Origin of the sequence: Synechococcus sp. M16CYN (assembly GCF_040371545.1) — a bacterium.
Taxonomy (GTDB): Bacteria; Cyanobacteriota; Cyanobacteriia; order PCC-6307; family Cyanobiaceae; genus Parasynechococcus.
In genome coordinates this window covers 1,121,279-1,147,046 of record NZ_AP029048.1, presented here as the reverse complement: position 1 = coordinate 1,147,046, position 25,768 = coordinate 1,121,279, and the positions used below count along the sequence as shown (strand labels likewise).

Sequence of the window (25,768 nt, the reverse complement as noted above, 5' to 3'; positions counted from 1 at the left end):
TCAGAGTTTTTAGATGAATCACTTGAGCTACTCTCTTACTAAAAAGAGAAAGAAATTGCTTCACATTTTTGAGATCTTTACAAGAAAGAGTAACTTATCAAACATTTGATTGTTAGTGATTTAAGGTCTATTACTATGACTAGATTTCAGAAGATATATGTACACAGCAAAATATGAACTCATAATAAACCAAACGAAAATTTTAAATAGCATAAATAAAGTTTAGGATGTACAGAGAACTGCTAAATTAAAAATAAACTGATTATTTTGTAGTAGAGAGGGCTATACAGTAAAAAATGTACCTTACAGATTCAAGAATCATATAAGAAGAGACTGTTATCACTCAGAATTGAGTCAATCACGGTTTTGGTTTAGTAGCGATGACAGCAAAAAATGGATCACATCTCTTTCCAAACAATCTCATCCAATTATCAGAGCACTTGTTTTCTACAATAATCTCTGGAGTGAGCCAACCCTGAGCTATTAATACTGATGCTACATAATTAAGATGATCATTATCATCACCATCAGTCCACACTTGTGGTGCTTTTGTGAAAAACATTCGATTAGAAAATGCAACAATTATTTGCCCCATCGGGCGAGAGATTCGTAAAAGTTCACTAGCGATATATTCTGGCTGTTGAAGGTATTGCCAACCAGCTACGATCAATGTAGCATCGACACTGGTGTCATTCAGGGGAAGACGTTGATCACGATTTAAATTCTGTATCCAATACGAATCTAAACGTTGATTCGCCAACAATTCATCAGTATTTAGTCCATGGCCAATTACCTTATCATAAATTACATCCTTTGGAAGGTGACTGACCCAACTACTCATCAGATCGAGAACGACAGCGCAAGATGGAATGCGCTGTCTGTATAGGGTAGTTAAACGACTTCGAAATCCAGCGTCTAAGTGATAAACGAAGCGAGGCTCACTATAAAAGAGAGCGTCATCATTGTTATCAAGTTTGTAGCGTTGGTGTTCTTTAAGAACTTGAGTAGCAGACATAAGCGAACTCACATTCTAAATGATGAAACACGATCAAAGCAAACCGATTTAGTCAAGCTGTCGTACATGGTAATCACTGATCTTTCAATAACGGGAACTGTAAATTCTAATATAGCTATATAGTTATTCACTAACCTAGCTTTATAAGCTTTAAATAATACACAAACGAGTTTTTTGCAATATCTCTAACCAATTCTATTGGTTTGTGCCTAAAATTGGTCAAGTCATAGGAATAAGCAATATTAATTAAACCTTAGCTAAAATATTAAGCGTATTGAATACAGTTCAATAATAACATTAATTTTGGCGAGTCCTAAATCTGATAAATAAATTAATGTATCAAAAGCCTCCTATTCGTAGACAAATTTCAAGGGCACTAAGGCCTACTAAAAAGGTTCCGCCTAGTAATACTAATTCTTTACGTGTTTGTGCCATTAGAGAAAAGGGCAAAGCCCAGAAGCAACACTTAGATGAATCTAAAGTAGACCAATGACTATGAACATGTCGAAACCTTGCTATTTCAAAAAATTGCAGATAGAGTTCACTTAAATTCATGAATTAAGCTTAACAAATTAAAAGTTAAGGAGTCATATCATAATAAAATTAAATATTCTTATCTCAAAAATAAATAAGATAGAAAAAATTGTTGCATTTTTATAAATAAGTAAAATTTTTACGTTAGCTAAATAATTAGAAAATAGTCAATTTTAGGAATTTAGGTTATTTCTTTGCCTAATAAATGTAAATCTAATGATAAGTCATTATCAGCTATATAAATAGTTGTTAATTAGTGTTGACTGGTGGATAACATATATCAAAGTCTATTTGACTAGCATTTTTATGTAAATAATAGGTAATTAAATATATTAATAAAAATCTAAACATGAAGTTAATTCATAATCAATGGTTTAGCTTAGTCTTTACTATTAAAATCATATAAGTGACTTATATTTAAGATATAAATCATAAAATATGATGGCGTTTCCCTTAAATCTTTACTGTTACTAACCTTATTTTAGTTACATTTTTTAATTAGAGATTTATTAATTCTTACACTACATTCTATTTCTTTCAATAAAGAGCTATTTCTACAGCTGATGAGCTGTTTACCAGTTTTATTCTTAATACTTTAGTATAATTTAAGATAAAAATATAATTAAATCAATTAAATTAGTCTTCTAAAAATTACTTAATAGTTAACTTAAATTCGTATATTATAAGATAATATTAACTTATTAATTAAATAAATTCTACTGAATAACTCAATATAGAATTGCTGATTATCTCTAACTATTTTAGTAAATAGTTAGATATTATATGATCGATAGAATATTTATTGTTCATACGTATTAAAAGATAAAATTTTGTCCTAATTTGATTAAATGCAATTATAAAAAGATTCTTACTAAGAGAATAAAATTATTAGATGAAAGGCAGTTATTAATACCCACAAAAATTAGTGAGGTTAATTATTTTGGACTTTTTAACTCAAAATTAGTACTTAAATAATTTAGTAGAAGATAATTTTAGACAGTAAATTATTGGCACTTCTGCCAGATAAATAAACTAGAATTAAATTTTTTACCCACAATTATAGCCTTGGCTCCATCTAAAAGTAAAAGATTATAATTAATTTTATTTCATTGATGTATCCTAAAGCTTATCATTAATTAAACAAAATTAATATCAGTTAATGATAACTTTTATGATATAGAATGGTTTAAGAATAAATACATAACTTTGTATCAAGTTATAGAAATAAAAAATATTATTATGTTGAATAATTTAAAATATTTAATTAAAAACAGCATATACAGCTATTTATAAAATATTAGCTGATTAGGCCAGCTATCTGCTTTTTAGAACTTTATTTAGAAAAACATATACAAATTTTATATGCCAAAAACTATAGTTATTAGAAACTATCACAATTCTTATCTATCCTAAATCAAGATTCTTTATTATTAAACTAATCCGAAATTAAGAATAAATGACAAATCTTATTTTTAATTTATATAAAAATTTTTTGATCAAAAGTAGAAAATGAAATGTCAGATATATAATAAGCTCTGAATATAGTTATAGTAATTTTTACCGTAAAACTAAATTAAAATATTAAACAATTTGTCTTGGATAGTCAGTCTAATCAATAATTTTTTAACCTTAAAAGTATAAACTTTAAAAATTGAAGATATTTAATTAATTTAATTAGTAAGTATTCGAATGATTGCTATAATTACTTATTTAGGTATGCAAATTTTAATTGATGGAAATTAATTCTATTTATCTCAAAGAAATTTTGATAATTCTAAATTAATAATTTAAAATAGTAACTTAATAAAGGTTTAAATCTTAATATTTAATATGGATAATTATCTATATATAGTTACTATTATATCGTGTTTTATCATTATCTTACTTTGCCTAAATCTTCATTTAGAAGTTTAGATAATATGATTTTAGATTAATTTTCTAAGAAATACAAATGTACTAAATTGCACGATAATTATCCATATATAGTATGGTATACTTAAATATACTATATTATATAATTTTGTTATTAGCATGTCTATTAAACTATCGCAACATCTTATATAGTACTGATTAAAAGTTAATATTTTTAATTTATAGAAAAAAATTATGAGTGTATGTTTAATCTCTTATAGAGATTTTATCGTAATTAAATTACCTTATTACTATAATAATATTTAAATCATTCAATCCTATAAAATCTTTAATACAAGCGTTATTGTGTCTATAATCTAACCTTAGTTTGATTAATATAGTTAAAACTGAATTCTTAAAGATTTTAATTCAGAAATATGACGTGATTATAAAAATAAGTTTTATTAGGATTAGCCCTTTGTCCTAAGCTCATAAAAGTATGAATATTTTTAACTTTTAAAAAATTTTTGGCGGGAACTATTTATTGGATAGATACTTATATCATTAATAATAGTTTTATTTCACAAACAAATTATACAGTAAATATCTTATTGCATTAGCAATATTTTTTGCAATCTAGTCAGGCTAATTATTAACTGGTTGAGTTAAGTCTGTCTAACTATAGTATTAAATTTTTAAATTATTCTTAATATATAATTAATTGCGGTTTTTATTAACCTCTTTTTTTTATAAATAAAACTGCTAATTATTGGGCTAAACTATTTAGCTTGTTGAAATTTATATAATATTCAATATAATTAAAAAGTAAAGATATGATTAACTAAAAATTAACTTAGCGATCAATTATTAATAAACCCTCTTCTTTACTTTATTTAAAAACAGTTACCATTATGTTGCTATTCTAGTAACGTGCCTGTATCTTTACCTAACTGTTTTCTTATGTTACGTCAGCGTCTTGTACAATGGTACTTAAATCCAGATAATTAGCTTATCTTTGCTCTTTTCAAGAGGCTGATTATAGAAAGCTATTTTGACAAATTTCACAGAGGTATACGATCTTAAATGGAACGTCCAGATTTATTTGCACTTGTTGAAGATATCGGAAAAGGAAATGTCCTTCACTCCGAAATGCTTGAAGGCTGTAGTGTCGCAGCCCATGAACTCGATGAGATGGACGCAGACATGGCTGCAAGTGTTGCTGCCCATATCTTTCAAGAGCTTTACGACTATAAGGTTGAATATAGTCAGGGCAAGCAAGCTGATCCAGACGGCGGAGTTTGGTCGGGCAGTGTGGAGAAATTCAAGTTCTGCATTAATCGAGATGACAATGGTGACTTAATAATTGACTTTTTTGTATTATCACCAGATGCTTGACACGGTTAGCAGATCGACGGGCTTTTCTAAAGAGCCAAAGCGTTTTATAACTTTACGAAGCGTTGAAACGCAAACATGAACGAAAGATTATGGCGCTGCAGCCATGATTGATGTCACAGTGAAGTTGTAAAGGAAAAATTTATGTCCAGTCTGGATCCGAGCCGCAAACCTTACACCGTTCGGCATAAAACATCAGACGGAAAAAAACTCGAGTCCTGCTTTTATGCCAGTGACGCCTTTGAAGCTAGGCTGTGGGCCATGGAGTTAAACACTTACATCCGTCAACACCCCAATTGCATCGACTCAATTCTTAGGACAGAGGCTTGAAAGCCGAGCACCTTTTTTGATAACCTAAGCAAACAACAGCCAGGCTAAAGCGGTTAGCTCAGCATTTGTTTGGCTGTCATGTGACCGCCTAAGTATTAGGGCTGCAACCTACCTCAATCCTAAAACTACGTGAAATACAGATCGTTAGGATGTCACTCCGGTCTAGTTTTAGTTGTATAGCCTGGCTTCGAGGAAGTGGTTGCATTACCTAATTCCATCATTTCAATGGCACCACTTCCCAGTAGAGCAACTTTGTTGAGACTTGAACAAGAGGCCCGACGCTTCGGCAGTGGCGTTCAAGCAGACCAGCTCAGTGGTTGTTGGCGATTGCGCTCTACTTGGAAGCGTTGCGGTCATCCATCAGCTCAAGCAATCGATTTTCTTCTATGTGCTTTGAACGCTTGCCTTATCCTCACCAAATCGATTCGGAATGACCGCTTTAAAATTGTAAATCAAGTTAGCTTAGGCAGTCTTCAACTGAGTTTTCAAGGATTGGCACATCTCAAAGGAAAGCGCCCTTTGCTGTGTTTCAAGTTCGTAGTGATAGAGTTGAAGCTTGGCAACCAAACGCTACTCAAGCAAGCCATTAAATCACCCGCCTTTCAACGACAGCCATTTTTTGCTTTAATTAGCCTGGATCCCGTGCACGGCTGGTTGATTGCTCGTGGCAGAGGCGGCGGGTTAGCTCTTTGGACAAGTCAATTAAAGGTTTGAATGAATAGCGAAATCGCCCTTGCCGTGCTTGAGCGGGACAATGGATGGTTACTTCAACTCAGGGACGATTTTGAATCTGTCCTTTATCCAGGTCACTGGGGTTTATTCGGAGGGCATATCAATCCTGGAGAGAAACCATCTCAAGCTATACATCGCGAATTGATCGAAGAAATCAATTGGAGCCCTACTGCTCCTTTGGAATACTGGTTTAGTAACAGTAGTGGACAAAGCGTCGTGCACGTGTTTCGAGGACCGCTCACGGTGCCAGTACAACGGTTGAAGCTGCTTGAAGGTCAAGACCTCAAACTAACATCATTGAATGAACTACATAAAGGCAAGATTTGGAGTGAAACTTTAGCTCAAGCACGGCCAATTGCGCCAGGCCTCAATATAGTGATCAGTCGTTTATTGAATAATTGAAATGGCATTAAAAAGCGGCTCGAAATTGATCGTAATAGATTTAGACTTAGCGGTTAGTCTATGCTTTATTATCTAGATTTTGGATTATGAATACATGAATTCGCCATAATTTTAGTACTGAACACTATTAGTAATAATAGTTTGATAAATTGGATAGGTTACTTATTAAATCTAAATATTTAATACAATGTGCATTTATAGTCCAGCTGTAAATCTCTGACAATGCTAAATAATAGGCAGTTAAAAAACCTCTTCTAGAATTAATAACTACCTAAAAATGCTACTGAGTTAGTTCTTTAGATCGATACAACTATAATTTAACTGATCCTCAAATCTGAACTTTTGGGCGACGTGACCGTCATCAAGTATATCAAGCAGAATCAGCTCTATAATCAACTGTCTGATAACCAATATCGACAGCCATTCAATCGTAGGGATTTTCGTCTACGAACCTGAGGTGTTGATTTTCAACAAGCCAAATCAGGCTCTTTGATCTTAAAAGGCGTGACTAAATTATTAACGTACTGCTTGATTTTATCGCAATAGCGTTGGTACGGCTTAAGTAATCTACTATATTGACGCTATCGTACTTAAACCGCAGTGAGTTTTATCCTTTCCAGAGTCATGCATTATTGTAAATGACATCTTTTTAAGATGCTTACTTTAGTGAAACTAAGCTCCTTTCATGAAATATTTCTCTCACATCCTTGGAGGAATCTATTGGCTTTTCACAAGCAATACCTATCTAAACAAGTCTTCTACGGCAACATCTTCACGACGAACTTGTGGGCGTTAAGATATGACAAACTTATCTATCATTTTTAATCGTTACAGAAATTGTTTCCAAATTTTTGGTTGCTATCATCACGACCAAAAAAGAAACCAGATGAACGTCTCACTTGGATAATATACAGGTAGAGCTTAGAAGCAATTGCAATCTAGATAAGACAAGCTATGGCTAATTCGACTTCAAATGTCGGCTTGGCGATTTTGATGCTCCAAAAATATTACTATTAATCAGTGGCAAATGCTTGTTAGTCAGGTCTAAGCTGTTGAGCAGAAACCAGAATTGAGATGCTAGCTAACTAGCACTAGTTCTTTTTCGGACAACACGAGGTGTCGACCGTGATTCTTCGACGGTGACGATATTATCTTCTGTGAACTTTTCTTCACCAACTTTGTTGTCTACAGTCTTGTCATCTGGTTCTTGAGCTTCGATCACACCCAGGATCATTGCAGCCTGAAGCTGATCGCTGATATCTCCGATGGTTAATAGAGCCTTAAGAACAAGTTGTGCTCTTGGGGCTTTAGGTAAGGTAGGTCGAAGTTTTTTCGTGGTTTTCCAAAGCTCTAGTGCTACCTCTGTGAGCAGCTCCCTGTCGGTGGTCATCATTGGTTAAACGGATCCTTAACAAGGAAGCACATCGGATGGACGAAAAAAACAACTATTACGAAGCGTAGACTAGAAATCTTTCAGCAAAAACCCGTCTATTCTTACTTTTTTCATTTTGTTAGACGGGTGTTCAATAATCTCACGGTTTGATAATGTGTATAAGGACAATCATGATAGGAGAGAGGTTAGGATTGCATGACACAAACTCGGAGTTTGTACCTAATTCCTAGCGCGAATTTACGTTACAATAGACAGAGGGCAAGTAAAGACAACTACATCAACCAGCTTCACTCTTGTCTTGATTGCTTAAAGGGTTGATAGCTCTGCGATGGCGCAGGAGGCCATGACGGGGAGCAAATAAGAACGAAAGGAGAAATTGAGTGGTTTGAACTAGTACAATGCAACCAGCTGTAGAGCTATCGGTCCAGTAACTGATGAATATGCCCATTGAGCTAGACAACACGCTGCTAGACAGAGCTAGCAGTGTCATTTGATCAAAGCGATCAGTTAATAGGTAGGCCGTAGCCCCTGGAGTCACGAGCATTGCCACAACAAGAATGATTCCAACTGTTTGCAACCCCGCTACAGCAGCAAGAGACAACAAGCCAAGAAGCATGTAATGCAGAATTCCAGTATTGATGCCAATGGAGCGCGCATGAGTAGGATCGAAGCAAAAGAGCATCAGATCACTGCGAAATATAAGCAACAGCAACAGCACTAGTAAAGAAATCAGCGATGTCTGAAAAATGTCTGCAGAAGTAATCCCAAGGACATTGCCAAATAAGATGTGAGTGAGGTCGATGTTACTTCGAGTCTTTGACATAAGCACCAAGCCGAGAGCAAAGAAGCCGGTGAAAACCAAACCAATTACGGTGTCTTCTTTTACCCGCGACTTTTGTTTTACAAACCCAATGACAGCGGCCGACCCCACCCCAAATACAAATGCACCGAGAGAAAATGGCAGACCAAGAGCATAGGCAACCACAACTCCTGGAAGGACAGCGTGTGATACCGCGTCCCCCATTAGAGCCCAGCCTTTCAGGGTCATGTAACAGGATAATAATCCGCAAACCCCACCGACTAAAGCGCTCACCATCAACGCCCGCACCATGAAGGAGTGCCTTAGCGGTTCCAACAGAAAGTCCATCAATTCAGTATGAGCACATGAGCCGTAGGCATGATGCTCCCCATAGTCCAACTAATTCGTACGGCTTGGCTGGGCTCTATGTCGCCTGCTTACCTAGCAAAGCCTCCCGTTGCATAACTTTATCTATGCCAGGACAATGAAATCACCCTCTAATTGCTTCTTATTATCTCCCAATGCCAGGAAGCAGAATTTACTTGTACTCGGACACATGCACCAGCTTTTAGACAGCTCCCCGAGCTAGACACCCAACCTGTGTATTAAGCTTCTACCAAATTAATAAAGATCGTGGATAGTAGCAATGCCGCCGATGGTCATTAGCCTTTAATGGCCTGGTTCAGGTGGTGATTGCATAAATACGCAGGAATACAAAATACTACAGAAGCTGAGGTCAGCACAACCAGCAGCCTTGTAGGCCGCGGGAGATACCGAAACGGAATGGTCGCGCTCTAAAACGACTTTTGGATTTTCCTCATTAGTCTAATCTGTGGTTAGGCAAGGAACCTGGGTGCTACGAGGGTCCTCAGCTAAACGCTCTTGAGTAACCTCTGACCAGTCAAATCCTTTTGGACAGACTCAGCACAACCGACCTAAAGCCTAGGTAAGTGCAACATAAACAACCTATTGGCTGTGAGCTATGTGATGGTCAATCTTGCCCTTACAGTAATAGTGGTATCCGCAATTGCAAGGAGAAGGACGCTTCAATATCTTGACTAGTTTGTTGCATCCTCCCGATTTTTTAAACTTGTAGGATTTAACCTACACGAACTATTGGAATGTTAACGGGCTTACTTGTACTAGGTTGCTCCTGGATTTCCCTCGGTTTGATTGGCGAACGCTAATGAGGAGCAAATTTTCCTCTCACCAAGCTGACTACCTTCTTACAACACGGACCTGGAGTTCGCTTACTCCAAGTAAACAAAGACTTAATACAGTATTGTTCCTAGTTTTCCTTGGAGATCAAAAATCAAGCAAGCACTTGCTTATTAACCTAAGCGTTATGTTTTACGCCATTCCCCTAATTAAGTGTCTTTATGAAGCACTGGATTGTGACGAAAGCCTTGATAACATTGCTAACACTTGATATGGAATCGACAAATCTTGAGCATGTAGAAGTGGAACGGTGTAAGGCGTGAATACGGAACCAAGCTTGTCTAGAGAGTCACTAAGTCGGCATCAAATAGCGGACGCTTAGATATAAGTGTAGTCAATGGTTTAAACTAAATTTTTATGAGCCGTTGCCAATCAGTAAATCTGGCGGCAGCCCGCCAAAAGTCATCGCAAGGTTCTTAGGTGTAAACACTTTAGAAGTCTCACCATAGGCGAGTACCGTCTTATTAATCAGTACCACTAAATCACAGAAATCTCGCACATGGTTAAGATTATGGGTAGAAATTAGGATAGTATATCCATCTTCGCGAAATTGAACAAACAGTTGCGCCATCAACTTTTCAGTGCGTACATCGACACCGTTGAATGGTTCATCTAACAAGAACACATCAGCTCTTTGGGCAATTGCTCGAGCTAAAAAGGTACGCTTACGTTGACCACCAGAGAGGGTACCAATTGGACGGTTACGAAGTTCCAGTAACTCCACACGTTCAAGAGCGTCTCGAACAGCAGCTCGGTCGGAATTGCGCGGAATCCTCAACAGGTTCATCGCCCCATAGCGACCCATCATCACCACATCCCAAACCGAAACGGGGAATTGAGAATCAATCCTTTCGCTTTGGGGAACGTAAGCAACCGCTTGCTGGCGCTGGGCTTTGCGCATACTGCAACCATTGATCCGAATCAATCCTTGAGATGGGCGAACAAAACCGGTGAGAGCTTTAAACAACGTGGATTTGCCAGCCCCATTCATCCCGACTAAACCACAGATGCAACCGGCCGGTAAGTGTAGGCCAACATCGTACAGCGCTGTGATGCCATCGTAATCAACGCAAAGTTGCTTAGCTTCAATGCGAATCAACTGCGTTCTCCTGGAGCTGTCAAACCTTCACGAATCAGCCTTACATTGTGTCGTTGTAGATCTAATAACGTTGGCGCAGGTCCGTTTGGTTCGGAGATTGAGTCTACAAAAAATGTGCCACCAAAGCGAGCATTGGTTACCGAGGCTACCTCTCTCTGAGCTTTATCACTGACCGTACTCTCACAAAAAACCGCAGGAACTGCACGATCGCGCACTGTATTGATCAGTCGGGCCATGCGCTTGGGTGTAATCCTACTTTCCGCATTGACCGGCCACAAATAGGCCTCCTCAAGTCCGTAATCAGTTGCTAAGTAAGTAAAAGCGCCCTCGCAGCTTACTAAAATTCTGTGTTGAGGTGGGATTGTCTTAACGGCAAGGCGAAGCTCATAATCTAAGACCTGAAGTTGCTTTTTATAAATCTCAGCATTATTTGAATAGTACTCAGCACCTTTGGGGTCTAGCCGGATAAAGGCTTCTCGCAGTTGGTCAACGTAGTCCATAGCGCGTCGCGGCGACATCCAGGCGTGGGGATTTGGCTTCCCTGCATAGGAATCCTCTCCAATTAAAAGGGGCTCCATCCCTTGAGAAATAGTCAGGGTAGGAATATTTCCTGCTGCCATTGTGAATCGACGAGCCCAGAGTTCGAGGCCTAGTCCGTTTTCAATTAAAAGATCTGCTCCCACGGATCGTTCAATGTCGCTAGGCGTTGGCTGATATCCATGGACTTCGGAACCCTCCTTCACGATCGAACTTACTCGAAGCCGATCACCGGCTACATTTCTGGCCAAATCTGCTAGGATCGTGAAGGTTGCAAGGACCCTGGGGCGCTGATCGTTCTGAGTGGTTTGAGAGCGGTTACCACATCCGCAAATCAGCAGACCTAGAGCAACCAATGTTGTCGCAACTCGAGTGGTCAGCTGGGATGCTGCCAGGCTTCTATGTCTGGACGACCCGCTCACTCAGATACCTCGACTAAAAACCACGTGACGGGGGTATAGTGCGAACCAGATATTGATACAATTCGGCCACACTGCCGCATCTATTTAAGTAAGGTCTGGCTGGCTAGAGACTAGCATAGTGTCACACAATAATGTTTCGCGCAAATCTGAGCGAGCCAAGATCATCCTGAAAAGGTTGAATCAATATTACCCAGAAGTGACAAGCCCACTCAACCATAGGGATCCTTTCACCCTGCTAGTGGCAGTTTTATTGAGCGCTCAATGTACGGATAAAAAGGTCAATGAAGTCACGCCCGCGTTATTAGCTGCGGGTCCAGATCCTGCTGCGATGGCTTCTCTCGATGAAACAACCATCACAAATCACATTCGTCAACTCGGCTTGGCCAAGACGAAAGCCAAACACTTGCGCCGGCTTGCCGAACTCTTGATGAAGAACCATGCAGGTACGGTACCTCAAAGCTTGAAAGAACTCGAAGCTTTGCCAGGGGTTGGTCATAAAACCGCAAGCGTAGTTATGGCTCAAGCCTTCGGTGTACCTACGTTTCCTGTGGATACTCACATTCATCGCCTCGCTCAACGTTGGGATTTGAGTGATGGTTCAACTGTAATTAATACCGAGAAGGATCTAAAGCAACTTTTCCCAAGAGAACACTGGAATCGACTCCATCTACAAATCATTTTTTACGGTAGAGAATTTTGTACAGCTCGAGGGTGTGATGGACGAGTCTGCCCTCTTTGTCGAGAGTTGTTCCCTAAACGCCGCAAACCAGTAGTCACACGAAAAGCTTAAACAAGCTGGTCGTTTAAACAGCAATTGTATAGTTTAAAGTGAAGTAGCTTATGTGGATAAAATAAATTAATTAAAAATAATATTAGCATAGACATAGTAAAATTAAATATGATTTATAAAAAGTTTAGCATAAACAAATTTACTAATCTACTATTGATGAATAAAAGAGTTAATTCTGTCCAAAAATTAGTGTTAATTTAATAAGGAGAGAACTAGCAATTTCACTGATTTAAATGTTTTGGACATTGCTATATATGAAATATATTAATAGGTTAGCTAAAGTTTAAACGAGTCAATTATTTAACTTAATATTTAGTTAAATTACTAATGTGATGTTCAATACAGTCATCGTTTAGGCTGAAATTTTCAATAATTGATATTAATGCTATTCATTTATATCGTAACTGATTCAATTTTTTTACTAAATTTGAATAGATTATATCTGTCTTAATATTTAAACTAAGTCCGTAATCTTACCTTAATAATTACTAAGATTAAGTCTATTCTATATTACATTTTATATATAAATAAATGAATAAGTTAATTAGCAAAGGCGTCAGTCTAGCCATAAAACTTTTACTCTTATGAGGAGAAGTACATAGTAATAATTCAGGAGGCAACGGTTAACGTAGAAATGCTATAATATGGTTACGTTGAGTTTTCTTGCAAAGCTGCAGTCAGATCCATGCCAAGCAACGGGGGTATGGGCAATCGAGGGAAAGTGTCTTATGAACACACTTCAATTAATTAAAAGCTATACTATCAATACTTGGATAATTGATCGCGCACGGACCACAATAAACCGTACTTTCCAAAATCCCAACTACATCGACTCCGAGCATACACCATTAACTCATTCGCGTAAGCAGCAATTATGTTACAGAGGAGTAGTTTACAAGTCGATCGCTCAACAACAAACAATAGCTGGTAGCAAAAATCTCTGTTATCGCGGTATAGATTATAGTGTAGCCAAATGGTTCTAAAGCGTTGCAATGGGAGCTATGCTTCCACCTCTTTAATACAAGCGGATGCAAACAATAAGTACACTAGTAATTAAACTTTAAATATTATTATGCATTTAAACTGGATATTAGCGCCTTGTTGTTATCACAATCGCCGCTACCATGTCTGGTTTCTTCTAGGCTAAGTACACTTTGAATACTTAGCTCGAGAACTACTGCCACAGTGCCAAAATTGTCACTCGGGCGTACCTATGTGGTATAAAAAATATGGATATGTGAGCAAACTCTTGTTATTTATTTGTATTAAAATTTGTAAAGCTATCTTTTAAGGTGGCTTAAGTTGCAGGTAAATTTGCCGTGGATGAATTAGGCATGATGCTGCTGCAGTGGTTCGCATCACCATTAAGAATCTCAGTCATACGAAAATTCAATGGAAACTATTAATCAAAATAACAATATCATCTCTAAAAAATTTATCGACGAAGTCCTGAACAGTTCATAGGCAACGCCTTAAGAAAGTCAAACCACTTTTTTCAAATCTATCCATATTATTAATGTAGTGCAAATAATTGAGCTATAGCGAGTTTTTATAAATTAGTTATTAGTCTAGATACAATAGCAATTGATATAGCCAATAACTAAAACTTAACTCATATCTTGGTAAAATTTATTATTCGAGATCAAGACGAAAAATTAGTCAACTAATTGTAATATCACACTAACATAATAAAATCGACGTAACATACTCATATTAATTTATCTCTTCAAGATGAATAGCAATCTAACTTTTTATGAATGTTCACAAATTTTAAAATCCAATGATCAAATTGTTATTGAGAAGCCAAAAGTTAGCGGTAATTATCTATATAATCAGTAGCAAATTACATTTAGCAACTAACTAATAATAACTTTTAGCGTTATTTTTACCATTAATTAATCACGAATTTAAGGAATATTTTGTTCTTCTAGAAATAGTTTATTTGGTAATGTTTGAAGCAGATTGGTAGCAGTAACCGATTCGCTTTAACTTACTGTATTTTAAATAATAGGATTTAAAATAGCAATTAGACTCTTTCATAAAAAAATAAGCTCACTATATATTGCGTAACAGCCAGAGTTTCAAGAATAAGAAAATATAAATTCTATTAACGACTAAGCTTAGAATGAAAAAACTAATTTAGCATGAACAATTGACCGGTTTAAGCCTATGAAGGGTGCTTACTCTCAGTACCCAAATCAAAAAGTTGCTATAGCCTGCATTTGGAATAAATGCTTTAAACAATTGATCTTTATCAATGAGTTGAAAGTCAAAATCGTTGTAGGATTGAAACCAGTCGAAAATTAGTTTTAACCCTTTGATTCCTCTAAATCGGTCAGTCTTGGTTACCGCCCCTTGGCACAAATGCCTGGGATGCTGCCACTAGCAATCCCGTAATCAAAAGAGCGGGCAGAATGACAGTAGGACCGCCCTGAGCCGTCTGAGATGCAAATAACAACATGGACTAACTGTGGAGAAACGAGTACTTACGTTGCCTGGTTCTAACCATTATGCACAGTATTGCAAATGTTCTTTGCAGAAGTGAGTGATTAGCTCTATCCCTTCAACACCACCAACACTTAAGTTTCAGGCATAAAGATAACCAATGATATCTTGTTAATTTAATGCTAATGAGTGAATATCACAGATGTAGACAGTATCTGTAATATGTTAACACAAATTAATATTAATTTTAAGAGATTAATTAAATAATAATGTACCATTTAATGAAATAGAATCACACAAAAAACAACTTTTCACACAGCAACGTCAGAAGGCCAAGATTACTTCTCACGTCGAGAATATCTACTAGGCTTTAAGAAATCTAAGGAGGAAAAACTTTATGTCAATAAATTAAAGAATGCGCATTCATTCATCATCAACACAAAAAGTATCGTAAAGAGAAGCAAAAAATATAGGTTAAATAATTTTAGCAGTAAACATTTTAATCAATATGTAACAAAATTAAATTTCAAATATTGATCTCTCTTGTTTTATCGCTTCATGTTCTACAAAGCTCTTTTAATCGCTTTGGTAATTTAGCATTACCAATAAAATTGATCATAATTTATTTTTATTAAAGTAAATAAATAGATATCAAAATCAATCTTAGAGTAATCACAAGAAGATATTCTATAGAACAATTTTTATATCAGCTCTAAAATAACAGAAATAATCCGACAATTATAGTAAAAAGCGAGACTTACTTAAAGCTATTAGATTCTCTTTAATTAGCCCAGAAAGTACAACAAATTCTATGAATCACCCGTCAATTCTGCTAAAGTGCTTGTCAAATGTATTATAGGATAGCCTGCAAAAACAGGCGAAACAATTAGGTAACCGAGATTATTATAATACCTTAGGTAAACTTATTTGGTTAATGTCAGTCAATACTTTAACCCTAATAGGCTGGGTTACTGCAATATCCGACACCATATTTATCCCTAGCAAGATTGGTTATTTTTATCGATATTGGCTGTATGCTTACTACATTACTCTTTATACAAAGAGTAGTTAGTTTCTAGAATTTTATTCTATAAAAGTATACAACTAAGTGATTAACCTTGTTAACATAATCATTGTTATAGCAGTCATAATCGTTGGGATTACGATCAATAGTTAACCATATATGCTGGATGAGACAGCGGTAATAAGACGGCGCATTGTAGCAGAGCATACTACTTGAGCATCCTAGACAATATTTTTCATACCGTTATTAAGTAGTTACCTAAATAGGAACTTTCAGCGTTGTTGATATAAAAATTGTTCCGCAGTATTATGTTAATAGAGACATTAATGAAGTCAGGATTGACCACTGTTGCTAAAAAAGAGTTTGATTAAATCAACTTTATTAAGCAGCTTTTGAATCAACCCGGAAGATTTAGTAGTTTTAGCAAATCGCTTATGTTAGTAGAATGCTCTCACTAGGATATATCATTAGTTATAACGAATAAAATTAATTACGAGCATAAAAACAACTATTAAGAGGAGCAGATGACAAAATTAAGCTACAATAACTGATCTCCATTTATAATGGTCGAGGCTAATTTTATAAGGATTTTACAATACACACTAGATTTAGGTGATTTTATTGCTAAAACTTAAATTGTTGATAGATAAACTAATTGAATCTTGCGGTGAATTCTAAGCAATTAAGGTTTATCATTAGCTAATATAACAATACTTATTATTGATAGTGTGCATGGTTATCATGAAAGTAAAATTATATCAGAATCACATCAATATATATTACTAAATTACTAACTCTTGAGGTTGCTTAAGAGAGTTTCCTAGCGAAAACTGCATATTTAAACTACTTTTCTCAACCTTATTTTAGTATAATAATTTGATCTTAATCCTTTACAAAATTGCTGCTAATGTAAATTGCTAAGGTCAATATTAAGAACTTGACCAGGTCTATAGTTAGCTTAATTACAACCTTTCCGTGTCTGATGATTTAAATTATAATGAATTCATGATCTTTTAAGATTGTTATTGATAAACAGTCGATGCTTAGCGTAAGTAAATATTTAGTTAGATTAGAATTAGATAGCTAATTTGGCTTATTAAAGTTAAAAATAGTTACTTATGGTTAGTACACGACTCTTAAAACCATCGATAACTATCTGTGAGTTTTAGGCTAGTACAACAACAAGTTTAAAAATAATTAATTATTTGAAATATTAAATATCTTTCATATGTTATGCAGCTAGATCCCAGTCTAGTAAGTTGAAACGAACAAGCTAAACTGATTCATCAGATTAAGCCTAGATACTTAGTTGAAGAAGTATGCAACAGCAGAAAACGTTTGGTGGTAAATCAGAGAATGCTATCTAGTTTCACTAACGAAAGCTGATCCATTTGTTCAGCAAAATCTTCTAGTTCAGCATTTAACTCGATCAGCAAAATTGCTAAGGCGTAAGCAAATTCAATACAAAAATCGTCCAACACAAATTCTCAGAACGGAACAAACAAGTTCTAATCAACTGAGTAGGGTAAACGTGGCTTTACGCAACTCCAATTTACAAACCAAAAAAACTTGCTCAGTAAAAGCCAAGCTATTACAGAGTTTAAAAACGCTGCAAGAAGAAAAGTAAGATTGCCCGTGTGCAAAAATTAACGCAATATAAACTAAATTATTAAAGCTTAACTATTTACTAAAATATAGAGTAACAGATTTTTCTAATTATTTAGATTTGTTACGATAGTTTTATCATCTATTGCTCACGGGCAACTAGTTCTAAAGCAAACTTAATTTGATAACAACAAATACTAACTTTAAAACGAACGGGTTTTAGGATGATCAATTTAAAAATTGCCTGCTAAAACATAGAGCTTAATAATATTTATCTTATTACAAGAAAAAGAACGGTAATTTAATATTTCCTAAGCAGTCATACAATTGGTCTTGAAAACACTTTGGCAATACTCCTCCTACAAATTAGTCAAGCGATAGGGATAGTGGTTATACTGATTTATCAAGTTAAGTTGTGCAGTAGATATCTGCTAACACTGGTTAATAATTCAACGATACATACGCTTCTAATATAGAAACTGTGAGAAGGGCAGGATCCATAACAACTGACATACAAGCAGGTCATGGCACTGGGTTTTTTTAAGCTACTGGGCGAAGTAGTAATTGGTCTAGGCCGCTACTAGGAAATCAAACATCGAACGAACGGAGGGTTGAAATCCAAGCGCCCGCAACTTTGAGTTGCTCACACGCGCATGGAAAATATGCGAATCGGGTTGATCATAGTTATCCCAAATAACCGGCGCTATTCCCATTCTAGCACAAAGCATATTTGAAAGATCTCTACGAGACAATTGAAGATCATCCACAAGATTATAAATACCTTCTAAACGATTTTGAAAGGCAAAATAAACTCCGTAAATAATGTCATTTAAGTGTATCCAAGCTTTGATATGATCTCCATTTTTTGGAATGATTTGTCCAGATGCACTACAGATAAAAGACGCAATATCTTTGTTAGGACCGTAAATTCCGCCGAGGCGTAAAATACAAGAATTAATGGAAGATGAATTTAAACTTAGGACAGCATCCTCGGCTCCAGCTAAAATAGCATTATTAGAATGAGACCGATCAGGAGGCGTAATTTCGTCGCACATTGCCCCACCTTGGTTGCCGTAAACCCCTGCACTACTCAGATAGATGACATGAAGCGGACGATCCGTGGAACGTTGATTGAGAGAATTTATAAGAGCTGGAACTCCTTTTCCATAAACCATCTGATAAGTGTCTTCCTGCGAATCTGTTAAGGTAGGGGCGACTGCGATCAAAAGACCATCAAGTCCGTCAAGGAAGCTGACATCTGCTTCAGAATCTTCAGCTCTATAAATTCGAGGATGATCGACAAAATCACAAATATAAGTCAGCCGAGATGGGTTTCTAGTCGTTCCTGTGACTTCAAAACCTTTAGACCGGAAGTATGATGCTACCGCAGAACCAACGTAACCGCAACCTACAATCCCAAAGCAGCCGGACATCATTACAGATTAATAACCTTGACAAAAATTAACATGAAAAGGCGTTAACGGAGAGCAAGTTAATACAGTATCTTTTTATATTATCAAGTGTAATATTGAAATAGTATAAACTAAATAATGTTAATATATTAAACCCATAGAGTTATTAGTCGAGCTATCCTGAGCTGTAGACAAATTCTTATTCTAGTTTCTTGAGATTAAAGATTGACTAATTAGCATAGCCAGGATAATTTTGACATTATAAATTCGGAGATAATCAAGAAGTATTCTAATTGTCCAGTAACTCACTATTAGTCATTCGAGTAGTTTTTGTCTGTTCTATATAATAATTCGCGTTCATCGTACAACTTAGCGTATCGTTAGTTTTAACTCTCATAAACCTTAATTAACACGATCATAATGGTAATAAAATATTTAATAATGACAAAGTTAAGATTTATTATTTATATTAACTAGTTATCCTTTAACGTAATAAAATTAGTTCTCTAGTAGTAAGATAAAGTTTGGCTATCAGGCGCGAAAAATTTAAAATCAGGATCCAGTTCATCTTAAAAATGTAGCAGATTTGAAGGTAAAATGAACTAGAAGAATAACTACTAACAATTTACTTTCACACAAATACTGGACAATAATAAATTATAGAGCCAGAGAAACTAATAACTATGTATCATCATTTATTTATAATCTTACAAAGATATTACCGAATAAGAACATTGACCAAGTTAATTATAATCAGTATAAATAATGCCATCATTAATAGTCCACCTACGACCATTGCGGCTATTGCCGCAATGCCAATACGCGAAATTGATCGTGGAAAAAGCAAGTAGAGTATAAGGCCGAAAGCAAATGGCCAAAAAGGAGGTAAGAGAATACAGACTCCAGTGAGAACTAGTAGTTTCGTACGCAGCTGTTCTCGTTTTTCAAATTCTAAATGTTCATCCTCACTTAGCCAACGGCCTTGATCCCTAGCAAGCTGAAGATCACGTTCAAGTTGTTTCTTAGAGCGCGACGGTGGCATCAGGAGAACTTAATGTAAAGCAGTATACCCAGTAAACTGCTTTGTAAGCTAAAGCGTATGGTTGATATTATTAAACAAAAGATAAAACAACTAATCAATAATTGGTTAAAAAATTTGATGCTGAAACAGCAAATTAGTCATAAAATATTTAATTTTTATTAATAAAAGTGATACTTTAATAATTGATAGCAGAAATTCTTTGTTTTCTCTCTGTAACTGTCAGTAAAATATTAAGATAGATTAATTATTTTCAAACCTTAAAATTGACATAATTATTGGCTACTTTATTTATATTTTTTATTGCAGAAGCTAATAAATAAAAACCATTATTTTTATAGTCAAAATCATACTAAAAAATAAAATAATTCTAGATATAGCAAGACTAATAAAACTAATTTCGTCATATCTGCCAAGATAAGCTTTAGAAAAATTTTAGTTAAAGAGTTAATTACAGTTTAAATAATAAAAATTTAATCATAAAATTCAATTGTATAACAGAAATAATTTATCCTACCTATATCAATATTTGCAAGGATTATTAACAGCAGCTTTTTAACAAAGCTATCAGTTAGAATCAACAAAAACAAATTAGTATCTGTAACTAGTCTTCTAGTTAAAGGATATTCAGCACTCGCTAGCCCTAGCCTATTAACTAAGATAGAGAAATAAGATTGTTTCTTTTTGTATTTGAAGAAAAATTACTAATAAAAATAACTGGAGAATTAATCAAAGGGTATCAAAGTATTTTAATATATTATTACCTGCACTAGTAAAATATAATTATCTTAAAATTAGATAAGTAGGTTCAATAGAAAATATTTGGATAATGCCTTTAAAAATGAGCGATCAATATAATCAGTCTCGCATCACTCAAGTTTTAGTTGATGGCTACACCTATTTATTTTGAAGCGACTTAAACTCCAAAAGATTTTTGTCGAAAGTTAAAATTATTATTTAATTAATAAATTAAGATACCTGGAAATAAATATATCTTTGGCTAATTAAAATATTTTAAGTACCATCGTATATCAAATTTGAATTATTCCACAACGTACACCTTTTAAAACAGCTTGAATACGGTTATTAACCTTAAGTACTTTAAGCAAACGCTTAGTATAAGTTCGGGAGGTTTGTTCACTAATAACCAATGCTTCAGCAATTTCTTTATCGGTCATACCGCACGCCAATCGATCTAAAACCTCATACTCACGAGGAGTAAGACGGGGACATTTAAAAGAAGACAACTCTCTCAAACGCAAAGAAGGACTGCGATAGCAGTGACGTTCGGTAACAGCAAGTAAAGCCGCTTCTAGTGGTTTTACTTCTCTGATTATATCAGTTTCTGCAACAACAGCTTCGAGCCATGGTGAGTTAGCATATTCTGAAGGAATCTCATCCGTAAGGGCTAAGACGATAACTTTAAGGCGAGGTTGTCGTTTTTTAGCTTTACGAACCAATTCATAACCGTTGCCGTGTTCAAGCTGATCAGTACAAATCAATAACTCAAATACCTGATTAGTTAAATACTTTAAACAACTTTTCTCATCGGTGACAGCACAGCCAATATGAGATCTTTCATTAAAGTTTTCATAAAAACAACGTAGAAAAAAACGTCCCCTTACCGCTAATGCAACCTTACCATTGACTGCTATAGGTAGAAAAGCTTTATTAACTGTTGAGGGAGATAGAGCTTGAAGATATGGAGTAAGGTCCATTAGATTTAATTAACTGGTAAATTATTGTTATAAGGCATCTACCTTTATTAAGTGATAACATTATTAGCCATTATAAACATCAATGCATGTAGAGAAGTCTAAATTAAGATTATAATTAACTATCAAAAATTAGCTTCTTATGCTTTTTCAAAAAATTATATTAATATATCTCTACTTTTAAGCCTTATTATATAAATAATATCACTATGTATGCTCACTATTGCTCTAACAAACTTTTAAGTATTTAATAGTTTTTATTCATATACATGTAAACTTTATATTTAAGAAATATAAACAAGGTAACTTTTAAAAATCAGACTATAAGCTGGGAGTACGTTGATCCCCCAAAAGGGGACAGTTAGTCTGTCCCCTTTTGGGGGGTAGCTAAGGACATGCCACACTTGGGAGCAAATAACCGGATAGAAAGAAATGCCATCCACAACACTGACCATTGGTGAACTCGAAGCCAAATATCCGTTATATTGCAAAGCTATGAAGCTCTTACTACGAGACGGACAAAAGCCTGAACGTTTGAGACGAACGTTATGTTGGGAACGACTTGAGAAATTACATCATTCATTACCAAAACAATATAAGTCCCCGGAGCGTTTGATGCAAATCATGCAAAGTGAAATCATAAGTAAACGAACTAAATAATAAAATATAATCAATAATATACATAATAATTAATTAAAAATTTTGGGGTAAGGTCTAATCTAATAGGTATAAAAGCTAATTATAATAAAATATGTTAGGGCTAGTTTTAATGATTGTTTAAAAGCTAGAATCAATGATTAAATGTATTTAATAAAGTATTAAGAGTTAGTTGAATAAACAATATAATTCATTACGTAAAGAGATAAACTAAAAAATTTTATACCAAATTTAAAAGTATTTTACATTGTACTAGTTTTTTAATCTTTTAAAGACCCAATATAATAATTATACTCTTATTATTTGTTAGTTAAGAATACAAATAAGACATCTTAATCTATAAAAGCGTAATAAAACTATTTAGATTTCTAATTTAACTAGTAAAATAAATTAGAATTAGTACTAATAAATATAAGAAATAGCTAAGATAATATAAATAAAAACTTTAATACAATAAAAGTGTAATGCTAATGTAGACACGCAAAAATAATAGAATAAAAAAACAAGTAAAATATTACTATTTACGTAATTTCTGTAAAAGAAGAGAACTATATACTATGCTTGTATTAACAATATGCTTAAATAAAATAAATTTACATAATGTCTAAGCTGGTACAATTAAAATTTTTTATAAAAAGTAATTGATTAAAAATTTATTATTCACTAAATCATATGATAATACTAGACTAGGAGGTATTATTTTTTTGATAAAAGAGAAGATTTAAAACCATGGATCCAAGAAAATAACATAATTATCTAATTAAACAAGATCTTTTGCTAGCTTTACTATCTTAAATAAGAAACTCAAATTTTATTCAATTTAAAAGTTTCACAGTCAAAATTAAATTTCCGCTGAATAATATAAACTTACATAAGAAAATAATTATTCTATAGCTTACCAAAACAAAATATTAATAAAGTTTTTAAGATATATTTATATATTAATTTTAACTAAATCAAGGCTAATGCAGCTTAAAACTTTTGACCTCATAGTTAGTTTTAATCGCAATACATTACATAGCCGCTACAATTATCAAAAAAGACTTTAAACGCTAAAAATTATGAGCAATATTAAAGTATCTGTACTTCAATAAATAAGTTTTTGTAAACAGTTCGCGAGTCTAAAATTTATTTCTCTGAACAAAGACTAATAATAACAAATAATTATAAAAATTAAGTGTTTAGCTTTATTAATCATGTTATTAAAGTCAAACTTTATTTATCCTCAGTTCCAATTATTAAGACTAAATTAATTTAATTCGAAATAATAAAATCAGGCAAAATTTTAGGACTTCAATAATTATTTTTATTAGCAACATAGAAGTGTTAAAATTTTAATGATTACTAGCACCTTTATGACTGACTACACTATGGCAATTACTGCTTTAATTATCGTAGGAGTAATTTTTACTGTTGCTGTTGTATACGTACTGATACAGCCCTCAGATTTGCCATCTCAAGAAAAGAATAATGATTCTTAGATCCTAGATACTAGACGTCATTTTTTGCTCATAAAAATTAACCATTTATTTTTTAGTATTAGTTTGTCCATTATAATTTTGCTTAAAAAATAATTAGAATAGCTCTAATTATATTGAATAATATATTTACTTAAAGCAATATCTTTAAAATAATTGTAAAGAGTTATTACAATGATATATAAATATCTAAAATAGTTAATTATTTTAATTTTGTTAAAAATCAAGTAAAATTACTATAAATTAGAAAAAATACTTTCTATGAAAGAATATTTATACTTCTCTTAGTAGATAAAATTAATTTTAAGTTTTTATAGCAGTAATTTACACTAGAATTTGAGAAATATTAGTACTTTAATGAGCTAAAGCTAGATAAATAAATTTATTAATAATAAGCATTAAGTTAAAAATTTATTAAGGATAATACTTAGCTGTAAACTAGTAATTTTAGTTGCCAATATTAATTAAGATTATTAGCCTTGATATACTTTATTATAGAAAATAAAATATTGATGAGTTTAATTAGTTTTAGTCTATTAATTTTGTAGTATTATATCACATATATTTAGATTTAATAATTAATAGTATAATAACAAATTACTCTTTTAATTATAGACAATTTTACATTAAAAAGATAAAGTAATTCTACTTTTATTTTATCAATAGAAAACTATTGAATTAATATTTATTAAGCTAAAAATTTAGATTAAAAAATCATAAAAAGTTAATGTATAAGCTAAATTTAAATAAATAAAAACTACAAAATAATAATATATATATTATTAATTAGCAAAATGCTCATGTAATTAATTGAGCGAAGATAAATTTCATTTTTTGTAAATGCCAAACTTACTATTTATTGCAAAAGTTATCAATATATTAGCTTTAATAAATGTCATTATATAGACATTTAATTTGAATAATTTTATGTGAAAGTAGATGGCTAGTAACATTAATTAAGTGTTATTATTAGGTTTTTAACAAAGTTTGTAAATTAATTAAAAGATAGCATTTCAAAAGCAAAAGATTTTATATCAATCATTAAAAAATAATTTTCAAGTGAGAATTAACTGCTAAAGATGTTCAATGGAAGACCTAACTTAGTAAGAATTGATAGGCTTCATTTACACGACGAAAGGTTTCAACTGATCCACCAAGATCCGGGTGGTGCTGCTTCACTAAACGACGATGTGCCTGTTTGATCGTCTGTGTAGATGCATCAATTTGAAGGCCTAGAATTTTAAGGGCAGCTATTCTTGGGTCCTGAGGATTATGATCGTAGCTGTCGCTAGAACGTCGATCGGTCCTTGTATATCGTCTAGAAGACTTCATTTCTTGACGGTTGCATAACTCTGTTACTACCCGCTGTGGATCCTTATCAAGCCATTCATTAGTACGTATTCCATAAAGAGCGAAAGCAGCTAACACTGCACTATGCTTTTTGGTGAGCGAGCCAGATATTGCACAATAAAGATCACTGCCAAGTCTTGGCATCAAACGATCAAGACGCTGCTGTAAATTAAGCTGAGGATAAAAGCTACTACTATTCAATTGTTCAATTAAAGTCAAAAGATTGTTAAGGTGGAGATTATGCCATCCCTTTTGTTCTGCCATGGCTTTACCCCAACCCTCTACTTGAGATACTGTGACCCTAGGAATCAGTATATTGGGGTTTCTCTCCTTATAACGGGGTGTCTGGGTTTCTTTGGGTTGGCAATTTTGCTGACACCGAAACTCGTCAAGCTGTCGACGCAACGACTGTACTTCTTGGCGCAGTAATTCGTTTTCCGCTAACAGCGACTCAACATTGCTCGTAACCCGCCCACGAGCATATGAATGAGCTCCAGCGGACCATTGACGGGGATCAAAGCCCATGGTC

General features: G+C 34.0%; 17 protein-coding genes. 7 read left to right on the top strand and 10 right to left on the bottom strand.

The genetic code is table 11. The annotated features are described in order from the left end of the window. Nucleotides 1–358: 358 nt before the first annotated feature. Nucleotides 359–1,015 (bottom strand): SAM-dependent methyltransferase, encoded by a 657-nt coding sequence (locus tag ABWV55_RS05565; protein WP_353291172.1) that lies wholly within the window; start codon nucleotides 1,013–1,015, stop codon nucleotides 359–361. Between the two features lie 3,468 nt (nucleotides 1,016–4,483). Here ABWV55_RS05565 and ABWV55_RS05560 point away from each other — a divergent pair. The 4 genes from ABWV55_RS05560 to ABWV55_RS05545 all read left to right on the top strand — a co-directional run bounded on the left by ABWV55_RS05560 (nucleotide 4,484) and on the right by ABWV55_RS05545 (nucleotide 6,256). Continuing rightward, complete coding sequence (locus ABWV55_RS05560; protein WP_353291171.1) at nucleotides 4,484–4,795, top strand: hypothetical protein; 312 nt, start codon at nucleotides 4,484–4,486, stop codon at nucleotides 4,793–4,795. A gap of 141 nt (nucleotides 4,796–4,936) precedes the next feature. Beyond that, nucleotides 4,937–5,122 (top strand): hypothetical protein, encoded by a 186-nt coding sequence (locus tag ABWV55_RS05555; RefSeq protein WP_353291170.1) that lies wholly within the window; start codon nucleotides 4,937–4,939, stop codon nucleotides 5,120–5,122. A gap of 225 nt (nucleotides 5,123–5,347) precedes the next feature. Further along, nucleotides 5,348–5,836 (top strand): hypothetical protein, encoded by a 489-nt coding sequence (locus ABWV55_RS05550; protein WP_353291169.1) that lies wholly within the window; start codon nucleotides 5,348–5,350, stop codon nucleotides 5,834–5,836. Further along, entirely contained in the window at nucleotides 5,837–6,256 is a 420-nt protein-coding gene (locus ABWV55_RS05545) for an NUDIX hydrolase (protein WP_353291168.1), read from the top strand. Nucleotides 6,257–7,337: 1,081 nt separating this feature from the next. On the opposite strand, the gene ABWV55_RS05540 is transcribed toward ABWV55_RS05545, so the two are convergent. Next, entirely contained in the window at nucleotides 7,338–7,646 is a 309-nt protein-coding gene (locus ABWV55_RS05540; RefSeq protein ID WP_353292607.1) for a TIGR03894 family protein, read from the bottom strand. 280 nt (nucleotides 7,647–7,926) lie between these two features. After that, on the bottom strand, nucleotides 7,927–8,796 hold the full coding sequence (locus ABWV55_RS05535; protein WP_353291167.1) for a metal ABC transporter permease: 870 nt from the start codon (nucleotides 8,794–8,796) through the stop codon (nucleotides 7,927–7,929). Between the two features lie 17 nt (nucleotides 8,797–8,813). Between ABWV55_RS05535 and ABWV55_RS05530 the strand changes: the two genes are divergently transcribed. Continuing rightward, nucleotides 8,814–8,936, top strand: coding sequence for a hypothetical protein (locus tag ABWV55_RS05530; protein WP_353291166.1), 123 nt, complete (start codon nucleotides 8,814–8,816; stop codon nucleotides 8,934–8,936). Nucleotides 8,937–10,021: 1,085 nt separating this feature from the next. Here the strand turns inward: ABWV55_RS05530 and ABWV55_RS05525 are convergent. Together ABWV55_RS05525 and ABWV55_RS05520 are read right to left on the bottom strand one after the other, a co-directional pair. Beyond that, nucleotides 10,022–10,762 carry a metal ABC transporter ATP-binding protein gene (locus ABWV55_RS05525; protein ID WP_353292606.1) on the bottom strand — a complete coding sequence of 247 codons (741 nt, stop codon included), beginning with the start codon at nucleotides 10,760–10,762 and terminating at the stop codon, nucleotides 10,022–10,024. Beyond that, entirely contained in the window at nucleotides 10,762–11,643 is an 882-nt protein-coding gene (locus tag ABWV55_RS05520; RefSeq protein WP_353292605.1) for a metal ABC transporter substrate-binding protein, read from the bottom strand. The genes ABWV55_RS05525 and ABWV55_RS05520 overlap by 1 nt, the downstream gene beginning before the upstream one ends. A 199-nt stretch (nucleotides 11,644–11,842) precedes the next feature. Here ABWV55_RS05520 and nth point away from each other — a divergent pair, with 199 nt between their 5' ends. Beyond that, entirely contained in the window at nucleotides 11,843–12,514 is a 672-nt protein-coding gene (nth, locus tag ABWV55_RS05515) for an endonuclease III (RefSeq protein ID WP_353291165.1), read from the top strand. 2,335 nt (nucleotides 12,515–14,849) lie between these two features. Here nth and ABWV55_RS05510 read toward each other — a convergent pair. The 4 genes from ABWV55_RS05510 to ABWV55_RS05495 all read right to left on the bottom strand — a co-directional run bounded on the left by ABWV55_RS05510 (nucleotide 14,850) and on the right by ABWV55_RS05495 (nucleotide 21,757). Continuing rightward, entirely contained in the window at nucleotides 14,850–14,975 is a 126-nt protein-coding gene (locus ABWV55_RS05510) for a hypothetical protein (RefSeq protein WP_353291164.1), read from the bottom strand. A gap of 3,182 nt (nucleotides 14,976–18,157) precedes the next feature. Continuing rightward, nucleotides 18,158–19,024 carry an NAD-dependent epimerase/dehydratase family protein gene (locus ABWV55_RS05505; protein ID WP_353291163.1) on the bottom strand — a complete coding sequence of 289 codons (867 nt, stop codon included), beginning with the start codon at nucleotides 19,022–19,024 and terminating at the stop codon, nucleotides 18,158–18,160. Nucleotides 19,025–19,718: 694 nt separating this feature from the next. Next, nucleotides 19,719–20,042, bottom strand: coding sequence for a hypothetical protein (locus tag ABWV55_RS05500; RefSeq protein WP_353291162.1), 324 nt, complete (start codon nucleotides 20,040–20,042; stop codon nucleotides 19,719–19,721). A 1,028-nt stretch (nucleotides 20,043–21,070) separates the two neighbouring features. Beyond that, complete coding sequence (locus tag ABWV55_RS05495) at nucleotides 21,071–21,757, bottom strand: response regulator transcription factor (RefSeq protein ID WP_353291161.1); 687 nt, start codon at nucleotides 21,755–21,757, stop codon at nucleotides 21,071–21,073. A gap of 429 nt (nucleotides 21,758–22,186) precedes the next feature. Between ABWV55_RS05495 and ABWV55_RS05490 the strand changes: the two genes are divergently transcribed. Next, complete coding sequence (locus ABWV55_RS05490; protein ID WP_353291160.1) at nucleotides 22,187–22,414, top strand: DUF3136 domain-containing protein; 228 nt, start codon at nucleotides 22,187–22,189, stop codon at nucleotides 22,412–22,414. Between the two features lie 2,570 nt (nucleotides 22,415–24,984). Here the strand turns inward: ABWV55_RS05490 and ABWV55_RS05485 are convergent. Further along, nucleotides 24,985–25,764 (bottom strand): DnaJ domain-containing protein, encoded by a 780-nt coding sequence (locus ABWV55_RS05485; RefSeq protein WP_353291159.1) that lies wholly within the window; start codon nucleotides 25,762–25,764, stop codon nucleotides 24,985–24,987. Nucleotides 25,765–25,768 lie beyond the last annotated feature (4 nt).

Coding starts and splice junctions, on each gene's coding strand:
- ABWV55_RS05565 (WP_353291172.1), bottom strand. CDS start 1,015: ATGTCTGCTACTCAAGTTCTTAAAGAACACCAACGCTACAAACTTGAT.
- ABWV55_RS05560 (WP_353291171.1), top strand. CDS start 4,484: ATGGAACGTCCAGATTTATTTGCACTTGTTGAAGATATCGGAAAAGGA.
- ABWV55_RS05555 (WP_353291170.1), top strand. CDS start 4,937: ATGTCCAGTCTGGATCCGAGCCGCAAACCTTACACCGTTCGGCATAAA.
- ABWV55_RS05550 (WP_353291169.1), top strand. CDS start 5,348: ATGGCACCACTTCCCAGTAGAGCAACTTTGTTGAGACTTGAACAAGAG.
- ABWV55_RS05545 (WP_353291168.1), top strand. CDS start 5,837: ATGAATAGCGAAATCGCCCTTGCCGTGCTTGAGCGGGACAATGGATGG.
- ABWV55_RS05540 (WP_353292607.1), bottom strand. CDS start 7,646: ATGACCACCGACAGGGAGCTGCTCACAGAGGTAGCACTAGAGCTTTGG.
- ABWV55_RS05535 (WP_353291167.1), bottom strand. CDS start 8,796: ATGGACTTTCTGTTGGAACCGCTAAGGCACTCCTTCATGGTGCGGGCG.
- ABWV55_RS05530 (WP_353291166.1), top strand. CDS start 8,814: ATGAGCCGTAGGCATGATGCTCCCCATAGTCCAACTAATTCGTACGGC.
- ABWV55_RS05510 (WP_353291164.1), bottom strand. CDS start 14,975: ATGTTGTTATTTGCATCTCAGACGGCTCAGGGCGGTCCTACTGTCATT.
- ABWV55_RS05505 (WP_353291163.1), bottom strand. CDS start 19,024: ATGATGTCCGGCTGCTTTGGGATTGTAGGTTGCGGTTACGTTGGTTCT.
- ABWV55_RS05500 (WP_353291162.1), bottom strand. CDS start 20,042: ATGCCACCGTCGCGCTCTAAGAAACAACTTGAACGTGATCTTCAGCTT.
- ABWV55_RS05495 (WP_353291161.1), bottom strand. CDS start 21,757: ATGGACCTTACTCCATATCTTCAAGCTCTATCTCCCTCAACAGTTAAT.
- ABWV55_RS05490 (WP_353291160.1), top strand. CDS start 22,187: ATGCCATCCACAACACTGACCATTGGTGAACTCGAAGCCAAATATCCG.
- ABWV55_RS05485 (WP_353291159.1), bottom strand. CDS start 25,764: ATGGGCTTTGATCCCCGTCAATGGTCCGCTGGAGCTCATTCATATGCT.